General features: G+C 62.3%; 19 protein-coding genes and 2 tRNA genes. 12 read left to right on the forward strand and 9 right to left on the reverse strand.

Features of this window, described 5'->3' with window-relative positions; genetic code table 11:
- The first annotated feature begins 39 nt into the window (after positions 1 to 39).
- Positions 40 to 519 carry an OsmC family protein gene (locus AB4Y77_RS20880; protein ID WP_311213031.1) on the forward strand — a complete coding sequence of 160 codons (480 nt, stop codon included), beginning with the start codon at positions 40 to 42 and terminating at the stop codon, positions 517 to 519.
- Here the strand turns inward: AB4Y77_RS20880 and AB4Y77_RS20885 are convergent.
- Complete coding sequence (locus AB4Y77_RS20885) at positions 516 to 1,529, reverse strand: NAD-dependent epimerase/dehydratase family protein (protein WP_442015208.1); 1,014 nt, start codon at positions 1,527 to 1,529, stop codon at positions 516 to 518. The genes AB4Y77_RS20880 and AB4Y77_RS20885 overlap by 4 nt on opposite strands.
- 87 nt (positions 1,530 to 1,616) lie before the next feature.
- Here AB4Y77_RS20885 and AB4Y77_RS20890 point away from each other — a divergent pair, with 87 nt between their 5' ends.
- On the forward strand, positions 1,617 to 2,318 hold the full coding sequence (locus AB4Y77_RS20890) for a mechanosensitive ion channel family protein (RefSeq protein WP_442015209.1): 702 nt from the start codon (positions 1,617 to 1,619) through the stop codon (positions 2,316 to 2,318).
- A complete protein-coding gene (locus AB4Y77_RS20895; protein ID WP_278251928.1) occupies positions 2,311 to 2,787 on the forward strand; it encodes a globin in 477 nt (158 codons plus the stop codon). The genes AB4Y77_RS20890 and AB4Y77_RS20895 overlap by 8 nt, the downstream gene beginning before the upstream one ends.
- 3 nt (positions 2,788 to 2,790) lie before the next feature.
- On the opposite strand, the gene AB4Y77_RS20900 is transcribed toward AB4Y77_RS20895, so the two are convergent.
- On the reverse strand, positions 2,791 to 3,462 hold the full coding sequence (locus tag AB4Y77_RS20900) for a hypothetical protein (protein ID WP_442015210.1): 672 nt from the start codon (positions 3,460 to 3,462) through the stop codon (positions 2,791 to 2,793).
- A gap of 63 nt (positions 3,463 to 3,525) precedes the next feature.
- On the opposite strand from AB4Y77_RS20900, the gene AB4Y77_RS20905 reads away from it, so the two are divergent.
- On the forward strand, positions 3,526 to 4,431 hold the full coding sequence (locus AB4Y77_RS20905; protein WP_311213035.1) for an acyl-CoA thioesterase: 906 nt from the start codon (positions 3,526 to 3,528) through the stop codon (positions 4,429 to 4,431).
- Between the two features lie 90 nt (positions 4,432 to 4,521).
- On the opposite strand, the gene ettA is transcribed toward AB4Y77_RS20905, so the two are convergent.
- A complete protein-coding gene (ettA, locus tag AB4Y77_RS20910; RefSeq protein ID WP_105693031.1) occupies positions 4,522 to 6,204 on the reverse strand; it encodes an energy-dependent translational throttle protein EttA in 1,683 nt (560 codons plus the stop codon).
- Positions 6,205 to 6,259: 55 nt separating this feature from the next.
- A complete protein-coding gene (locus AB4Y77_RS20915; RefSeq protein ID WP_311213036.1) occupies positions 6,260 to 6,745 on the reverse strand; it encodes a DUF6993 domain-containing protein in 486 nt (161 codons plus the stop codon).
- A gap of 97 nt (positions 6,746 to 6,842) precedes the next feature.
- Between AB4Y77_RS20915 and AB4Y77_RS20920 the strand changes: the two genes are divergently transcribed.
- Positions 6,843 to 7,280 carry an SRPBCC domain-containing protein gene (locus AB4Y77_RS20920; protein ID WP_311213037.1) on the forward strand — a complete coding sequence of 146 codons (438 nt, stop codon included), beginning with the start codon at positions 6,843 to 6,845 and terminating at the stop codon, positions 7,278 to 7,280.
- A 40-nt stretch (positions 7,281 to 7,320) separates the two neighbouring features.
- On the opposite strand, the gene AB4Y77_RS20925 is transcribed toward AB4Y77_RS20920, so the two are convergent.
- A tRNA-Arg gene (locus tag AB4Y77_RS20925) sits at positions 7,321 to 7,396 on the reverse strand.
- A gap of 220 nt (positions 7,397 to 7,616) precedes the next feature.
- Between AB4Y77_RS20925 and AB4Y77_RS20930 the strand changes: the two genes are divergently transcribed.
- Complete coding sequence (locus tag AB4Y77_RS20930) at positions 7,617 to 8,216, forward strand: single-stranded DNA-binding protein (RefSeq protein ID WP_311213038.1); 600 nt, start codon at positions 7,617 to 7,619, stop codon at positions 8,214 to 8,216.
- Positions 8,217 to 8,279: 63 nt separating this feature from the next.
- Positions 8,280 to 8,897 carry a GNAT family N-acetyltransferase gene (locus AB4Y77_RS20935; RefSeq protein ID WP_311213039.1) on the forward strand — a complete coding sequence of 206 codons (618 nt, stop codon included), beginning with the start codon at positions 8,280 to 8,282 and terminating at the stop codon, positions 8,895 to 8,897.
- Between the two features lie 119 nt (positions 8,898 to 9,016).
- Here AB4Y77_RS20935 and map read toward each other — a convergent pair whose 3' ends face one another.
- Positions 9,017 to 9,784, reverse strand: a complete 768-nt coding sequence (gene map, locus AB4Y77_RS20940) for a type I methionyl aminopeptidase (protein ID WP_311213040.1) — start codon at positions 9,782 to 9,784, stop codon at positions 9,017 to 9,019.
- A 153-nt stretch (positions 9,785 to 9,937) separates the two neighbouring features.
- Here map and AB4Y77_RS20945 point away from each other — a divergent pair, with 153 nt between their 5' ends.
- Positions 9,938 to 10,621, forward strand: coding sequence for a DNA alkylation repair protein (locus AB4Y77_RS20945; protein ID WP_442015211.1), 684 nt, complete (start codon positions 9,938 to 9,940; stop codon positions 10,619 to 10,621).
- A gap of 6 nt (positions 10,622 to 10,627) precedes the next feature.
- Here the strand turns inward: AB4Y77_RS20945 and mptB are convergent, their stop codons facing one another.
- Positions 10,628 to 12,184: a polyprenol phosphomannose-dependent alpha 1,6 mannosyltransferase MptB gene (gene mptB, locus AB4Y77_RS20950; protein ID WP_442015212.1), complete on the reverse strand. Its 1,557-nt coding sequence runs from the start codon at positions 12,182 to 12,184 to the stop codon at positions 10,628 to 10,630.
- Between the two features lie 147 nt (positions 12,185 to 12,331).
- Between mptB and orn the strand changes: the two genes are divergently transcribed.
- The 4 genes from orn (at position 12,332) to AB4Y77_RS20970 (ending at position 14,719) form a co-directional block, all read left to right on the forward strand.
- Entirely contained in the window at positions 12,332 to 12,967 is a 636-nt protein-coding gene (gene orn, locus AB4Y77_RS20955) for an oligoribonuclease (protein ID WP_442015213.1), read from the forward strand.
- A gap of 132 nt (positions 12,968 to 13,099) precedes the next feature.
- Positions 13,100 to 13,175: transfer RNA gene (locus tag AB4Y77_RS20960), tRNA-His, on the forward strand.
- A gap of 128 nt (positions 13,176 to 13,303) precedes the next feature.
- Positions 13,304 to 13,876 (forward strand): peptide deformylase, encoded by a 573-nt coding sequence (gene def / locus AB4Y77_RS20965; protein ID WP_311213044.1) that lies wholly within the window; start codon positions 13,304 to 13,306, stop codon positions 13,874 to 13,876.
- Positions 13,877 to 13,879: 3 nt separating this feature from the next.
- A complete protein-coding gene (locus AB4Y77_RS20970) occupies positions 13,880 to 14,719 on the forward strand; it encodes an acyltransferase domain-containing protein (RefSeq protein ID WP_442015214.1) in 840 nt (279 codons plus the stop codon).
- On the opposite strand, the gene AB4Y77_RS20975 is transcribed toward AB4Y77_RS20970, so the two are convergent.
- Both AB4Y77_RS20975 and AB4Y77_RS20980 read right to left on the reverse strand, forming a co-directional pair.
- Positions 14,704 to 15,504, reverse strand: a complete 801-nt coding sequence (locus AB4Y77_RS20975; RefSeq protein ID WP_442015215.1) for an HNH endonuclease family protein — start codon at positions 15,502 to 15,504, stop codon at positions 14,704 to 14,706. The genes AB4Y77_RS20970 and AB4Y77_RS20975 overlap by 16 nt on opposite strands.
- A 119-nt stretch (positions 15,505 to 15,623) precedes the next feature.
- On the reverse strand, positions 15,624 to 15,833 hold the full coding sequence (locus tag AB4Y77_RS20980) for a hypothetical protein (protein ID WP_311213047.1): 210 nt from the start codon (positions 15,831 to 15,833) through the stop codon (positions 15,624 to 15,626).
- Positions 15,834 to 15,902: the final 69 nt, after the last annotated feature.

Below are 15,902 nucleotides of genomic sequence, written 5' to 3' on the forward strand. Positions count from 1 at the left end.
CCCTGCGGACAGTCGATGCTTGCTGGCTAGACTGTCCGCATGGGCCTCAACGAACACCACTACGCGCTGACCGTCCGCTGGACCGGAAACCTGGGTGAGGGCACTGCCGGCTACCGGGCATATTCACGGGACCACGACGTAGAAATCCCGGGTCTGCCCATCCTCCAGGGCTCCGCTGATCCCACCTTCCATGGAGACCGTTCACGCTACAACCCGGAGCAACTGCTGCTCGCTGCCCTTTCGCAGTGCCACATGCTGTCTTTTCTCCACGTGGCGGTCAAACACGGAGTGGTGGTCACCGGCTATGAGGACAGCGCAGAAGGACTGATGAAGCTCAACCGGGACGGCAGCGGGCAATTCGAAAGCGTCACGCTCAAACCCCACGTCACCATTGCCGATCCCGGCCACGCCGCGTTGATGCCCCAACTGCACCATGAAGCCAACCAGGTCTGCTTCATCGCCCGCAGCGTCAACTTCCCCGTCCTCCACGAACCAAGCACGACGCCGGCAGCCGGCTAACGCTGCCGGGCCCGCCACAGTGCCACGAGGCGTTGTTCGGTTTCGCGGCTGAGACCGGCCTTGCGTTCCCTGTCCAATCCCCGGCTCCTTTCATCCTCGAGGGTGGCCGCCAGCGTCTCCTGCCACGGCCGCAGGACCATTCCACGCTCACGTGCCGCCCGGTTTGTCCGTGCCTGGAAGCCGTCATGGTCCGCCGGCAGCCACAGGGGCAGCGAGTCCGGTCCTGCCCAGTAGTCGACGCCGTGCTCAAGGAGCCACTCTTCGTCAGCCCGGACAACGTCCTGCACCACCCCATCCCATCTTCCGGTTCGGGCCGCCCGCTGGGCCTCGGCAAGGTAGTCCTCGAACCGCACGACCTCGCCCAACGCGTTGTAGGTACCCGTCAGTCCTTTACCTGCGGATTGCAGGATCCACGCTGCAAGGTCCCGGACATCAATGATTTGTGTCGCGACATCCGGGGTGTCCGGAACCAGCACCGGGTCAGTGTCGGCAGCGAATCGGGCAGGCCAGTATCCGTACCTGTCAGTCCCGTCCCCCGGGCCGCTGATGAGTCCCGCCCGCACGATATGCGCTTTCGCTCCCACCGCAGCCAGCGTCATCTGCTCAATGGCGGATTTGGATTCGCCGTAGGTCTCCGGGGTACCGGACTGTCCAGCCGGCAACGGCTCCAGCATCTCCGCGCCCTCATCCGCGCCGGGTATCGAATGGTCTGCATAAACAGAGCAACTCGATACAAACGTCCAGTGCGCGGCGGCTGCTCCCAGCACGTCCAACGCCTCGCCTGCCTGCACGGGATCCCGCGATACCTCCACGACGGCGTCCCATCCGCCGTCGAGTTCCGCATAGGCCGCCGCGCCCAAGGCGCGGTCGCCCCTGACCCAGGTGGCGCCGTCGGGCGGGGTTGTTGTGGTGCCGCGGGCAAAGCAGGTGACGTCGTGTCCGGCGGCAACAGCCTGCCGGGCGGTTTCTGCGGACAGGAAGGCGGTACCGCCGAGGACCAGGATGCGCATACCGTCACGCTACGGCGCTAGGGTTGTAGGTGGACAGAGTGTTCCGCGCCCGGCGAACACGGGCCGACGACAAGGAGAAATTCACCCTTGACCTCCATCCCCCTGGCAGAAATTGTCACTTTGGAACCCGAAAAGATCGATCTCGTTTCTATCCTCATCACCGTAGGCGTGGGCCTGGGTGTGTGGATCGTGGCGCGGTTCATCATTTTGCGCATCACCCGGCGGGTTTCCGCCGGAAGTTCGTTCTTTAAGAAAGCGCACTTCAAGTGGGTGCAACCAGCCATCCGCGCGCTGGACCACGAGCGCCGCTCACAGCGCGCCGAGACCATCGGCACCCTGCTGACGAGCCTCGTGAGCGTTGTGGTGGTGGTGATCGTGATCATCTACGTCCTCAAATACATGAACGTGGACGTCGCGCCCCTGCTGACCAGCGTGGGCATCCTGGGTGTCGCCATCGGCTTCGGCGCCCAGCAACTGATTCGTGATTTCCTTGCCGGAATCTTCATCACCATCGAAGACCAATACGGGATCGGCGATGTGATCGTCACCAGCGAAGTGATTGGTACCGTTGAATCCGTAGGCCTGCGCATCACCCGGGTACGCGCTGAAGACGGAGCCATCTGGTATCTGCGCAACGGCGAAATCCTCCGCGTGGGCAACCGCTCGCAGGGTGACTACGTCCCGCTGGAATCACCGGACGCCACCATTGAGCCCGGCGCTGCAGCAGCCGCGCCCGTTACAGCAGGCGCACCCCGCGTCACCAAAGCCGAGGAGAAGTCCAATGAGTAGCACAGCAGGCGGGCAACCCCCGGCACCCCAAACGGGCCCCCGACGCCAGCTGATGCAGAATGATCCCTTCAGCCAGCCCGCTTACACGGACAGTTTCTACGCTGCAGTGGGCGGTCACGAGACCTTCGTCAAGCTCATCGATGTCTTCTACGACGGCGTTGCAACGGATCCTTTGCTTCGGCCCATGTATCCCGAAGAGGACCTGGGGCCGGCAAAACGGCGCTTCCTGATGTTCCTGGAACAATACTGGGGCGGCCCCACCACCTATGGTGAAGAACGCGGCCATCCACGGCTGCGCATGCGGCACATGCCGTTCCGGGTAACCCCTGAAGCCAAGGATCGCTGGCTGTTCCACATGCGCACTGCCGTGGATTCCCTGGAGCTCTCCCCGCTGCATGAGGGCACTTTGTGGGACTACATGGAACGGGCTGCCCTGACCATGGTCAACAGTCCTTCGTCCGGCGCCTGACCCCTAGAAGCCGAGTCCCAGGCCTGCACCCGTGCGCACCAGCACATGGCCGCGGGGGCCGCTCAGGCGGAACCAGCGGCCATTGCGGAAGACCTTCTGTTCGGCGTCGCCCAGGAAACCCAAGGCGAAAGCGGCGAAGGCCGCGCCGGCAGGAAGGTCGCCCGCGTCTGGAAGCTCACGGCCCCATATTGCTGCCCTGGCACTGTTGACCGCTGCGGCACCTGCCAAAGCCGGAATGACACCGGCCACTTCGGCGATGCCGGCCTCGGCCGCCAACCTGAGGTCGGTGTCGGGTATTGATCCCTGCGCTTCCCACCCGGACCGCGGCGCACCAACGCCTGCCCAGGACTCGGAAACGGTCGACGGCGGTATGGGCAGCTCCACGTCGTCGGCACCGGAGCGGGCCAACCGGTCCAAAACGGACGCAAGCGTCACCGTCACATCGGCCTGGGCCGGCTCAGCGAGGGCCATGGTCCGCAGGCCGAGGATGGTGGGGGTGGACTCCCCCAGGATGCGCGGCCGCAGGACACACACGTACGCGGCGAGGACACTGCCCGCGGCCTGGAGGCGGATGGCGCCGTCGTCGATGCTCTTTGCCCGCGTAACAAAGGTTTTCAAGTCAGCGAGGTCGCGGGGATCGGCGAAGCGGAAGGACTGGGTCAAGACGTCTGTCACATCATCGACTCTACCGGCATGTCCCCGGTTGAGAGGGGTCGGGGCGGCGTCTAAAGTCGAACCATGACTGAGACGAATGCTGGCCTTGAAGTGGAAGCACCCGCAGAAGACCCCATGGATGTGCTGATCGGCCTGCTGGACCTTGGTGACTTTGACGGAGCCCGGACCAACGAGGACATCTTCCTGGGCCCATCGCAGAAGCAGCCACGGCACCGGGTCTTTGGTGGCCAGGTTTTGGCGCAGTCGATGATGGCCGGCATGCGAACAGTGGAACCGGACAGGGTGGCACACTCCATGCACGGCTACTTCCTGCGGCCGGGGGACGCCAACAAGCCGATTACTTTCGGTGTCGAAAGGCTGCGGGACGGACGTTCGTTCTCCGCCCGACGCGTTCACGCGTACCAGGACGGCGTGCCGATCCTGTCGATGATCGCGTCATTCCAAGTGGAGGACACCGGCCTGGACCACCAGGCGACCATGCCCGAAGGCATCCCCGACCCCGAGTCCCTGCCCAGCACCGCAGAGTTGTTGTCGCAGTTCGACCACCCGATGGCGCGGCATATGTCATCCGAACGTCCTTTCGACGTCCGCCACATTGATCCGGCCCTCTACGTGTCCCCGCCCACCCAGCATGTGGCAAGCAACGCCGTGTGGATGAAAACCATGGGTCCGTTGCCCGATGATCCCAACCTGCACCGTGCCGCCCTGGCCTATGCCAGCGACTACACGCTGTTGGAGCCCATTCTCCGCGCACACGGCCTGGCCTGGATGACTCCGGGAATGAGCGTCGCCAGCCTCGACCACGCCATGTGGTGGCACCGTCCGGTGCGGGTGGACGAGTGGATGCTCTACGTCCAGGAGTCCCCCAGCGCCCAAGGGGCGCGAGGACTCGCCACGGGCCGTATCTTCAACCGTGACGGGCTGCATGTTGCCACCGTTGCCCAAGAGGGTATGGTGCGGATCCCTTAAGCTTTCGGGTCGCTGTGTGGCGGCGAGGAGTTAAAGCAGAAAGGCCGGTCCCTTGCGGGACCGGCCTTTCTGCGTGTGTGCCTGGAATTCCTAGTCGCGGGTCAGGCGGCGGTGTGTGACACGGTGCGGCTTGGCAGCATCGGGGCCAAGGCGCTCCACCTTGTTCTCTTCGTAGGAGTCGAAGTTGCCCTCGAACCAGTACCACTTGGAGGGGTTCTCGTCGTCACCTTCATAGGCGAGGATGTGGGTCGCTACCCGGTCGAGGAACCAACGATCGTGCGAGACCACCACTGCACAACCCGGGAATTCGAGAAGGGCGTTTTCAAGGCTGCCCAGGGTTTCGACGTCGAGGTCGTTGGTAGGTTCGTCAAGCAGCAACAAGTTGCCACCCTGCTTGAGCGTCAATGCCAGGTTGAGGCGGTTGCGCTCACCACCGGAGAGGACACCGGCCTTCTTCTGCTGGTCCGGACCCTTGAAGCCGAACGCCGACACGTAGGCACGCGAAGGCATTTCGACATGACCGACCTGGAGGAAGTCATGGCCCTCCGAGACAACTTCCCAGAGGGATTTGTTGGGATCGATGCCGCCACGGGACTGGTCCACGTAGGAGATCTTCACGGACTCGCCGATCTTGAGCTCACCATCATCCAAAGGCTCCATGCCGACAATCGTCTTGAACAGCGTGGACTTACCCACACCGTTGGGGCCGATGACGCCAACGATGCCGTTGCGGGGCAGCGAGAAGGAGAGGCCATCGATCAGGACGCGGTCGTCGAAGCCCTTCTTCAGGTTCTTGGCCTCGATGACCAGGGAACCCAGGCGCGGTCCCGGCGGGATCTGGATCTCTTCGAAGTCCAGCTTGCGGGTGCGATCGGCTTCTGCAGCCATTTCCTCATAGCGGGCAAGACGGGCCTTGGACTTGGTCTGGCGGCCCTTGGCGTTGGAGCGCACCCACTCAAGTTCCTCGGTAAGGCGCTTGGACAGCTTGGCGTCCTTCTTGCCTTGGACCTCCAGGCGGGCCTTCTTCTTCTCCAGGTAGGTGGAGTAGTTGCCCTCATACGGGTAGAGGTGGCCGCGGTCAACTTCTGCGATCCACTCGGCCACATGGTCCAGGAAGTAACGGTCGTGGGTCACGGCAAGGACAGCGCCGGGGTACTGGGAGAGGTGCTGTTCGAGCCACAGCACGCTCTCGGCGTCCAAGTGGTTGGTGGGCTCGTCGAGGAGCAGCAGGTCAGGTTTCTGGAGAAGAAGCTTGCACAGTGCCACGCGGCGGCGCTCACCACCGGAGAGGACAGTGACGTCGGAATCAGCCGGCGGGCAACGCAAGGCGTCCATAGCCTGTTCCAGCTGGGAATCGATGTCCCAGGCGTCGGCAGCGTCAATGGCTTCCTGCAGCTTGCCCATTTCATCCAGGAGCGTCTCGTAATCCGCGTCCGGGTTGGCCATTTCTTCGGAGATCTCGTTGAAACGCTGGATCTTGCCGTAGATCTCGCCCACACCTTCCTGGACATTGCCCAAGACGGTCTTTTCCTCGTTCAGCGGCGGTTCCTGCAGGAGGATGCCCACGGTGTAGCCGGGGCTCAGGCGGGCCTCGCCGTTTGAAGGGGTGTCCAGTCCGGCCATGATCTTCAGGATGGTGGACTTACCAGCACCGTTCGGTCCCACGACGCCGATCTTCGCGCCAGGGTAGAACGACATGCTGACATCGTCCAGAATAAGTTTGTCGCCAACGGCTTTGCGAGCCTTGGTCATCGTGTAAATGAATTCCGCCATGCCCTTAAATCTAATGGCTCGGCCTGCTTAACTCACATTCGGCCCCCAAGCGTCGCTAGCGGGCGTCTCCCACGAAGCACTTACCTGTAGCCAGCACGGGCAGTATGGTCACCAGGACACCACCGTCACGGATTTGTCCCATGACGCAGCTCTCGCCGGTCAACGCCGCTGCCTCCAGGGCATCAACGTCAAGGCCCGTGGGCGTGCGGCTGACCGAGACCTCCACGTTGGCCTTCGGAATCCCGGCCGAGACCAAGGCCGAGCGGAGTGCTTCCTGGTCCGGCTTGGGGTTGCCGGCCACGAGGTTCTTCAACGTCGTTTCGACGGTTGCCGAGGTGGCAACGACGGCAGGATCGACGGCGGCTGTGGCCTGTGCGGTGGCGGAGGGTGGGGGCGTTGTTCCCGGCTGGGCGGTAGACGCCGGAGATGCCGTGCAGCCAGTCATCATGACCGTTGCGGATACTGCCAGCGACAATGCTGCACCGCGGATTTTTGCTGCCTTTGCCGACTGGCCGTCTGTCGGCGCCGTTCCCCTGCTCATCACTTAGCCATTGTGCCATTCACGTGGCGTGTTCACCGGCGTAGCGTTCGGGGTGAAGGGATTTTGGCAATCCGGCTGAGGAATGGAGAGTACCACCATGAGCGGAAAGGCCCGTGATGCCGTTGCATCGATCACCATCATCAGCCCGCCCGAAGCAGTGTGGGAGGCACTGACCGACCCTTCCCGCATCAAGGAGTATTTCCTGGGAACCACTGTCAACACCACCTGGCGGGTAGGAGACCCGATTACGTACTCAGGTGAGTACAACGGCACAGCATATGAGGACAAAGGCACCATACTGGCCTTCGATCCCCCGAAGCTGCTGAAGACCACGCACTACAGTCCTGCCTCAGGGCGTCCCGACATTCCTTCGAGTTATCACACCGTGGAATATGACGTGTCTGCGGCCGGCGACGGAACAACGGTGACCATCACGCAGGGCAATAATTCCAGCGAGGAAGAAGTGGCACAGTCCATGGAAACCTGGGGGCTGGTGCTCCGGAACCTCAAAGAATTTCTTGAGGCGAGGCACTAAAGGGACATCCCCCTTGGAAGCTTGTCCAAGGGGGATGTGTTGGTGCCCCAGGAGGGAATCGAACCCCCGACCGGCGGATTAGAAGGCCGCTGCTCTATCCCCTGAGCTACTGGGGCGCACTGACGCCGTCACCACCATGGGCGGCTGGCGCCACAAAGAGTTTACAGTGCCATCGGCGGATAGCCCGCCATCTCGTCACCGGCGGCCTCCATTCCTCCACAAGCGCCCATTCGCCGGGGTTATGCACATAGGCCCCCGCGGCACTGCCTTCGACGCCTTCACTGGATGAAGCTGAAAGAGCCGGACAGGCACTTCCTACATCCAGAAGGACCACCAATGAATGACATCATCACCGTCCGGGGCTTCGTGGCCTCGGAGGTTAAGAGTTCAACGACCACACGGGGAACGGCTACAGCATCGTTCCGTCTGGGAACCACAGAGCGCCGCTACGACCGGGCGAGCAACACTTGGGTTGACGGCAACACCAATTGGTACACGGTGCAATCGTTCCGATACCTTGCCGGACACGTTGGGTGCAGCGTCAAAAAGGGGCAGCGTGTGCTGGTCGTGGGAAGGCTCCGGTTGAGGCAATGGGAACATGAAGGCCGCGTCTACCATGTAGCGGAAATCGATGCCGAATCCGTGGGGCACGACCTCATGTGGGGCTCCGCCAACTTCACCCGCATGAACGGCACCACTGCTCCAGCGGACTCCACCGCTGCAGGCTCAGCCGTTGCAAACACTGCTCCGTCGGACGAGGCTCTGTCCAACTCGGCCCCCGGTGGCCCCGGGAGCAGCGGCGGGTGGGAGGCCGAGGACGCTGAACAAACTCCTCCGGAGGACGAGTCAGTAGCAGCCGGGATGGATGATCCCGACGGAATCGGGCCCTTGATGGTGAACACCTCAACAGGTGAGCTGGTGGGTGCCGGCGCATGAATGTTGACCCTGGCGCCCAAACCCCGCAATTCCCGCCGTGACGGAGAGGCCTATTCTGGGTCCATGGCACAGCACGAGGATGCAATCAGGCTAGAGACTGCTCCTGCGTCCTGGGCAGCTGTTGAGGAGCTGTTCGGGACCAAGGGCGAACCATCCCGGTGCTGGTGCCGGTGGTTCGCCCTTGCCGGCAAGGAATGGGACACCACGTCTGCGGATGACCGAAAGGAAATGCTGAAGTCAGCTTTCAGCGCCGAACCGGCGCCGGGCGTCATGGCCTTCAGGAACGGTGATCCAGTTGGTTGGTGTGCTGTTGAGCCCCGGGCAGCCTACGGGCGGCTGAAACGGTCCCCAGTCCTGAGGGCAGACACACCGGCCGCCACGGATGACACCGCGCTGTGGGCCATCAGCTGCTTCGTCGTGGCACCAAGTCATCGCCGCACCGGGGTTTCGTCCGCGCTCCTGGCCGCAGCCGTCAACCACGCCTTCACCAACGGCGCGGAGGTCCTGGAGGCCTACCCCGTCGACACGCGGCTCAGGACCAAGGCGACGTCATCGGACCTTTACCACGGCACTCTGTCACTTTTCCGGGCTGCCGGTTTCAGCCCGGTCTCCGAATCCGTGCCGGGCCGGCCCGTTGTACGGCTTACCAGGGGCCACGCGGCGTCCGGAGGCCGGGCCTGATCACGAGGCCGGGCTTGATCACGCAGGTTGAAAGTCATGGACGGGTCTGAATCAAAGGCGGCTCTGACTCAAAGGCGGTTTTGAACCAAGGCGTCGACGGAATCAATGCAGTGTTCCCATCAAGGCAGCGTCAGGATCATCGGCCCATCCGCCGTGATGGCGACCGTGTGCTCGCTGTGCGCTGCCCTTCGTCCGTTCGCCGAACGCAGGGTCCACTCGTCCTCATCGTGGTAGTAGTCGTCTTTCCCTCCCTGGATCAACATGGGCTCGATGGCGATAACCAGGCCTTCCTCGAGCTTCATGCCGCGCCCCGGACGCCCGATGTTGGGAACGGGAGGTTCCGCGTGCATGGTCCGGCCGATGCCATGTCCGCCGTGATCGGCCAACAGACCGTAACCTGCCCGTTTGGCTTCACCACCAATGGCGTAGGCAAGATCACCCATTTTGTTGCCCACCCGGGCTGCTTCTATCCCCCGCGCCAGTGCGGCGTCCGTTGCGTCGATGAGTTCCTGGTCGAGGGGATCGACATCCCCCACAATGAAGCTGATGGCAGCGTCTCCGCACCAACCCTCCAGGAAGGCGCCGCAGTCAACGCTGAGGAGATCGCCGTCTTCAAGTGCATAGCCGTTAGGGATACCATGCACCACGGCGTCGTTGACACTGGCGCAAATCACGCCGGGAAACGGCACTGCCGCCCAGCGGGGGTGGTAGTCGAGGAAGGCAGGCCTTGCGCCGGCGTCGGCCATCACTGCCGCCGCGACGTCGTCAAGTTCCTTGAGGGAAACGCCGACAGCAGCGTGGTCCTTCACGGCCGCCAGGGCGTTGGCGACCACACGGCCGGCCTCACGCATCAACGCTATCTGCTGGGGCGTTTTCAGCATTGACATCAAAGGTCCTCCGTTGCTGGGCGTGCCCTCAGGGGCCGGTTGTGCGGCCAGCTGCTGCCGCTCTGCCCACTCTACGACCCCCCGGCCATGCCTGGGAGGGATCTCATCAATGGCAGGAGACCCGCGGCCCTGGATCGGTCCTACAGTGGACGCATGACCAAGGAACTAGTGGAATCAATCCGATCTTCGCTGCGCTCGTCGGGGGACGCTGAACGGGCGGTCGGTGCCCAGAAGTACATGAAGTCGGAGATGCCCTCACTCGGCGTCAGGGTTCCTGAGGTGCGGAGCATCGTCACAGCGGCAGCAAGAGAATTTCCTGTCGCATCCCCTGACGAGCTGCGGCACGCGGTTGTCCAGCTGTGGCGCGATGCCACGGCACGCGAAGAGCGGTACGCAGCCATTGACCTGACGGGCCTGCGGATGGTGAAGGAAGACCTGGACATGCTGCCCGTGTACGAGGAAATTATTCGGACAGGAGCATGGTGGGACCTTGTGGATGGAGTGTCGCACAGGATCTGCGCGCTGCTGCTTGCGCATAAGTCAACCATGACCCCTCTGCTGCTTCGCTGGGCAAAGGACGACGACATGTGGATCCGCCGGGCTGCCATTACCGCCCAACTGGGGGCGAAGTCCATGACCGATCACCGCTTGCTGGCGGCAGTCATCGATCCCAACCTGCACGACAAGGAGTTTTTCATCCGCAAGGCCATTGGCTGGGCACTGCGCGAATACAGCAAGTCAGATCCTGAATGGGTCCGTGCTTTCGTCGTAGATAACGCATCAACGCTGAGTCCCTTGTCCCTGCGTGAGGGGACACGGCTTTTATCATCCAGCTGATGCGGCCTAGATGATCGGACGGAGTCCGGGTTCGTCGTGTTTGCGGAACAGGCTCTTGGTTTTCGGGTCCACGAAGATCAGGTACACAGCGAAGAGCAAGGCGATGATGGCCGCTGCGTTACGGGCCAGGGTCAGAGCCAGGCCCAGGTCTTCGCTCTGAAGGTACGGGAAGACATCCAGTTGGTCCGAGATCGCGTAGACCATAAAGAACGACACCACGAAATAGACGGCCTTGACCTGCCAGTCATTGCGGATCCCGGTCACGGCAAAGAGCGGGATCAGCCAGACCACGTACCAGGACTGGATCATCGGCGCCAAAATGACAATAGCCGCAAATGCCAGGGTGAGCCGGCGCATCAGGCGGTCGTAGTCGCCACGGAAGACCTGCCAGGCGATGGCGCCCACCATCAATACCTTGCCGGCGTCGTAAACCCACTTGGCCATGCCCCAGCCGTCCAGTCCAAAGACATTGAAAATGGACGCCACCACCAAGCCAATCAGGCCGATGGGCGCGTACCAGATCCAGACACTGCCAGGAGCTGACAGACCATTGATCCAACCGAATCCAAAGCCATTGACCATGCTCATGGCGTACAGCAATCCGAAGCTCAGCCCGGCGGTCAGGAACCAGAAGACGAACTTCCGCGGCCAGGAAGCTCCCTTGCCTGCCCACAAGAGCCCAATGAAGGGGAGGAACACCACCGTAATGGGCTTGACGGAGATGGAAAGGGTGATCAGCACCAGGCCAAGGATCACTCGGCGTGTAGCGCAGTAATAGAGCCCCGCGAGGGCCAGGCCGATCATGAGGGCGTCGTTGTGGACGCTGGCAATGAAGTTGGTCAGGAAGAGCGGGTTTGCGGCCGTCAGCCACAGCGCCCGGTGCGGATTTACCCCATGAAGTTCAGCCAGCTTGGGCACATAGATGATGCAGAGGACGATGCCCACGAGTGCCACCAGCCGGAAGAGCATGATGCTTGCTTCGGGTTGGACGTTGGTCACCCAGACGACGAACTGCTCAATCCACAGGAACAATTGCCCGTACGGCACCGGCGCTTCGGTCCACATCTTGTCCGCGCCCAATTGGAAGTAATTGGGCAGGGCGGAAATCCCATTTTCGTAGGGATTGATGCCTTCGACCATCAGGCGTCCCTGACCGATGTACGCGTAAACGTCCCTGCTGAAGAGGGGAACCGTGAACATCATGGGCAATCCCCACGCAGCCACCGCCTGAAGCGTCGCCTTCCGTGCTTCCAGTCCCCAGACCCGGACACGTTGACCCAATCGGAGCCATGCCCGGACCAGTAGCATTCCGCCGACGGCCAGCAGGACAATCGACAGGGCGACACCGACACCTTCGGTGCGCATCCAGATGAAAAGCGGCAATCTCCGGAGTTCGGAGACCGGAGCAAGCCAGCCCACGCCCAGGGACCCGAAAACCATGAACATGGAGCCGATGAAACCGGCGATCAGCGGCGAACGGGCATTATCAACCTCGCTGGCCGCAGCATCTGCCGTCGGCGCTGCTGTCCCTGCCTTCTGGGCGGCGGGTACTGGCACCGTCATGTGGTCGTCATCCAATCGTTCGCCCGGAACATCCGGGAGAAATTCTGCGTCTTCGGGGCTTTCCACGGCAGGAAGAAAGAGACACTGCCGCGCTCAAAAATCGTACCATCAGAGCACTTCGAAGCGGCTGAAGGATAGGCTGGGCGCGTGCCTATTACTAATGAACGCATCGTCTGGATCGACTGCGAAATGACCGGCCTGGACCTGAAGAACGACGCCTTGATTGAGGTCGCGGCGCTGGTGACGGATTCCGAGCTCAATATCCTCGGCGACGGCGTCGACGTCGTCATCAGGCCCGATGATGCTGCCCTGGAACAAATGAATGATTTCGTCAGGGACATGCATACCCGTTCCAAACTCCTGGATGAACTCCCCCACGGAAAGACCATGGCAGAGGCCGAAGCCCAGGTTCTTGAATACATCGAGAAGTGGGTTCCGGACCCCCGCAAGGCGCCCTTGGGCGGCAACTCCGTGGGAACCGACCGCATGTTCCTGGCCAGGGACATGCCAAACATCGTGGAGCATCTCCACTATCGCGTGATCGATGTCAGCACCATCAAAGAGCTGTCGCGCCGCTGGTTCCCGCGCGCCTACTTCCAGTCACCTGCCAAGCACGGCGGGCACCGCGCCCTCGGAGACATCAAGGATTCCATCGACGAGCTTCGCTACTACCGCCAGGCCGTCTTCGTGCCCGCCCCGGGACCGGACACTGCCACGGCACAGCGCATCTCCAAGGACGTCATGGCCACTGCGGAAACCTTGGGATCCACCGAATCAGTGTGATCTGGACCATTTTTCAAGGTTTTTTCGCCAAAACCGGCAAAAGTGGACTTTGCACCCCAAAACAGCAGGTAAGCTATTTGTCGTTGCCTTGAAGGAAAGCCGGTCAAACGGTTCAGCCCCAAAAGGCACATGGTGGGCTTAGCTCAGTTGGCAGAGCGCCTGGTTGTGGTCCAGGAGGTCGCGGGTTCAACCCCCGTAGCTCACCCCACCGAGATTGGCTGCAGAGCCGGTTTCCACAAAGGCCGCACCGGTTACCCGGTGCGGCCTTTGCTTTTAACCCCTGAAGCGGACCTGCGCCGCTCCGGACTTCAGCGATCAACAAAAGGAAGAACTGACATGACCGTCCTGCCAGTCACCATTTGGGGCGAACCTGTTTTGCATCGCCGGGCCAGCGAAGTGGAGGTCTTCGACGACGAGCTCCGCGCACTGATCGCGGATATGTTCGAGACCAACGACGCCGCCAACGGTGTGGGCCTCGCTGCCCCGCAGATCGGTGTGGGCAAGCGCCTGTTCGTCTATAAGTACGCCAACGATGACGACGTTCCGGAGCAGGGCGTGGTGGTCAACCCGGTGCTCACGCTCTCCAAAGTCTCGGGAGCTCTTCCGGATCCTGACGAGGATGTTGAGGGTTGCTTATCCTTCCCCGGAGAGTACTACCCTTTGCAGCGTGCTGAATGGACGCGTGTGGAGGGCTTCGACGGAGACGGCAACCCCGTGGACTTTGAAGCGACCGGCTGGTTTGCCCGGATTCTGCAGCACGAGTTCGACCATTTGGACGGCAAGCTGTACGTCAACCGGCTGGTGGACAGGTACGCAAAGAAGGCCCTCAAGCAAGCGAAGAAGCACGGCTGGGGCGTGCCCGGCCTGACGTGGATGCCCGGCATCGATCCCGATCCTTTCGGACACTGAGCCATGGCCTTAACCACGCACACTGGGCTATTCGAACTCCTGGACATCACCGGCGACGACGCGGAGGAATGTGCCGCCCTTCTCGCAACTCCGCCCGGTGAGGCGGTGCTGGGCGCCATGGCCACGATGCAAGAGCGGCTGGGATCCTTTCCTCTGGACAGCATCCAGGAAGACCACGCCGTCGAAACGGTCTGGATCGAAGCACTGCTCCGCTTCTCCCCCACCGTTCACGCTTATCACCTGCGGCTCGGCATCAGCCCGGATGTCTCTGCGGCGTCATTGTCTGACGTGGGACTGCAGCTCAGGATCAACCGGCGGGTCCATGGCCGGTTCGGCCTCGATACGTGGGGCTGGCTGACCCTGCACATGGCCGGGAACCTGTTCAGGCTGGGCCGTCTGCAGTTCCACCTGGTCCGCAGCCCGGAGGATACCGCTCAAGCCGGTACCTCAACGGCGGACCAGCGTTGGGTGCTCGGCGTCCACATTCCCGAAGATGGCGGGCTCTCCCCCGCCTTGGTGGATGCCAGCTTGGCCGAGGCCCGCCTGTTCTTCGCCCGGTACTTTCCGGACAAACCGGCAGCGGTTGCCACGTGTGATTCGTGGATGCTGGACCCCTATCTTGCGGACCGCCTGCCAGAGAGCAACATTGCCTCCTTTGCCCGGCGCTTTACGCTGGACCGTTGCTCTGATGCCCCCACCGATGCCGTGTATTTCACTTTCCGTCAGCGTGGCCTCCAGGACATGGACCGGCTTCCCCGGGATACGTCACTTCAGCGTGTGGTCTTGGAGAGAATCGACGACGGCGGCACCTGGCAACTGGGGCACGGTCACCTCGAGTTGTAGATGGTCTGCTGCTCCGGGCAGGAGGCGAGGACGCCCTTCATAGCGTCCTTTTCAGCTTGGGTCACCCAGAGCTTGTAAGCGGCCTTAACGGATATTTGTCGGGCGACGTAGTGGCAGCGGAAGTTCTTGTTGGCCGGAAGCCACGTGGCAGCGTCACCCGCCCCTTTTTTGACGTTCGCCGGTCCGTCAGCGGCAATCAGGTTCAAAGGATCATTGGCAAACGTCTGGCGCTGCTGGACGGTCAGCTGCTGTGCCCCTTTTTGCCAGGCGTCCGCCAAGGCTACTACGTGGTCGATTTGAACGGCTGAGCTCGTGTCCTGTCCCCGCCGGAACGTCACTTGGGCGCCGGTGTAGGGTTCGTGAAAAGTGCCGCCGGCGACCTTGCAGGAGGACCCTTCGGTAAACTCAACGGCCGAGAGGTCCCGCCGGAGGATATCGTTCCGGGTGTCGCACCCGTTCCGGTCGGCATCGGCCCAGGCCTGCCCGAAGGCGGCCCGGTCATAGTCTGCCTTCGCGGCCCTGCCCTTGACCGGCAGACGTTCCAGGGCGTCGTTGGCTTTCCCCGCAGCCACTGGTGCGGCGCCGCGAACGGGCTTCATCCAGAGGGGGTTGTAAACGGGTGCTTCGCTGGGTCCCGCTACCCATGGATCTGCCACAGTGAATTGGCCCGTGGTGAAAAACCAGGACAGCCCGGCCACGATGGTTGCGGCAGCCAAGGCGAGAATCGTCCATGCTTGTCGGGATCTGCGTCGGGCGCGTTTGTAGGCAGACCAGGTGATACTCAAGGGACTCCGTCCAGTGGGGGCAAGCATGTCCTACGAGCGTAGGACAAGGCCCCGACAGAAAGAGCCGGTATCCACAGTGTGTAGGAGAAGTCACACCGTGAGGACGGATACCTCTTGTTTTACTGCTCGCGCAGCACGCGTTGGAGGTCCTCGGTTGCCAGCGCGAGGAGTCCGCGCAGTTGCTCCACCCGTTGGTCCGTGACGTCGCCGGAGGCGTTGGCCGCGACAGCCTGATCCAGGAGTTTTTGGGCTTGCTTGTGATTGGCGCGGGCTACGTCCAGCGCGTGTTCAAGCGTGGTTTCATGTTCCAGGGTTGATTCGTTTTCCATGAACCCATTTTGGTCAGGTTTCCCGGCTGATACCAGTGACGCAGCCGGGAAACCTGAGGATACTTCAGA

The organism is Paenarthrobacter sp. YAF11_1 (genome assembly GCF_052113445.1).
Lineage (GTDB): Bacteria > Actinomycetota > Actinomycetes > Actinomycetales > Micrococcaceae > Arthrobacter.

What these genes read in the sequence shown, in the direction of transcription:
- map (WP_311213040.1), bottom strand. Translation starts at nt 9,784, where the DNA reads ATGTCAATGCTGAAAACGCCCCAGCAGATAGCGTTGATGCGTGAGGCC.
- AB4Y77_RS20885 (WP_442015208.1), bottom strand. Translation starts at nt 1,529, where the DNA reads ATGCGCATCCTGGTCCTCGGCGGTACCGCCTTCCTGTCCGCAGAAACC.
- AB4Y77_RS20915 (WP_311213036.1), bottom strand. Translation starts at nt 6,745, where the DNA reads ATGAGCAGGGGAACGGCGCCGACAGACGGCCAGTCGGCAAAGGCAGCA.
- AB4Y77_RS20905 (WP_311213035.1), top strand. Translation starts at nt 3,526, where the DNA reads ATGACTGAGACGAATGCTGGCCTTGAAGTGGAAGCACCCGCAGAAGAC.
- AB4Y77_RS20980 (WP_311213047.1), bottom strand. Translation starts at nt 15,833, where the DNA reads ATGGAAAACGAATCAACCCTGGAACATGAAACCACGCTTGAACACGCG.
- AB4Y77_RS20935 (WP_311213039.1), top strand. Translation starts at nt 8,280, where the DNA reads ATGGCACAGCACGAGGATGCAATCAGGCTAGAGACTGCTCCTGCGTCC.
- AB4Y77_RS20970 (WP_442015214.1), top strand. Translation starts at nt 13,880, where the DNA reads ATGGCCTTAACCACGCACACTGGGCTATTCGAACTCCTGGACATCACC.
- AB4Y77_RS20880 (WP_311213031.1), top strand. Translation starts at nt 40, where the DNA reads ATGGGCCTCAACGAACACCACTACGCGCTGACCGTCCGCTGGACCGGA.
- mptB (WP_442015212.1), bottom strand. Translation starts at nt 12,184, where the DNA reads ATGACGGTGCCAGTACCCGCCGCCCAGAAGGCAGGGACAGCAGCGCCG.
- AB4Y77_RS20930 (WP_311213038.1), top strand. Translation starts at nt 7,617, where the DNA reads ATGAATGACATCATCACCGTCCGGGGCTTCGTGGCCTCGGAGGTTAAG.
- AB4Y77_RS20895 (WP_278251928.1), top strand. Translation starts at nt 2,311, where the DNA reads ATGAGTAGCACAGCAGGCGGGCAACCCCCGGCACCCCAAACGGGCCCC.
- ettA (WP_105693031.1), bottom strand. Translation starts at nt 6,204, where the DNA reads ATGGCGGAATTCATTTACACGATGACCAAGGCTCGCAAAGCCGTTGGC.
- AB4Y77_RS20945 (WP_442015211.1), top strand. Translation starts at nt 9,938, where the DNA reads ATGACCAAGGAACTAGTGGAATCAATCCGATCTTCGCTGCGCTCGTCG.
- AB4Y77_RS20920 (WP_311213037.1), top strand. Translation starts at nt 6,843, where the DNA reads ATGAGCGGAAAGGCCCGTGATGCCGTTGCATCGATCACCATCATCAGC.
- def (WP_311213044.1), top strand. Translation starts at nt 13,304, where the DNA reads ATGACCGTCCTGCCAGTCACCATTTGGGGCGAACCTGTTTTGCATCGC.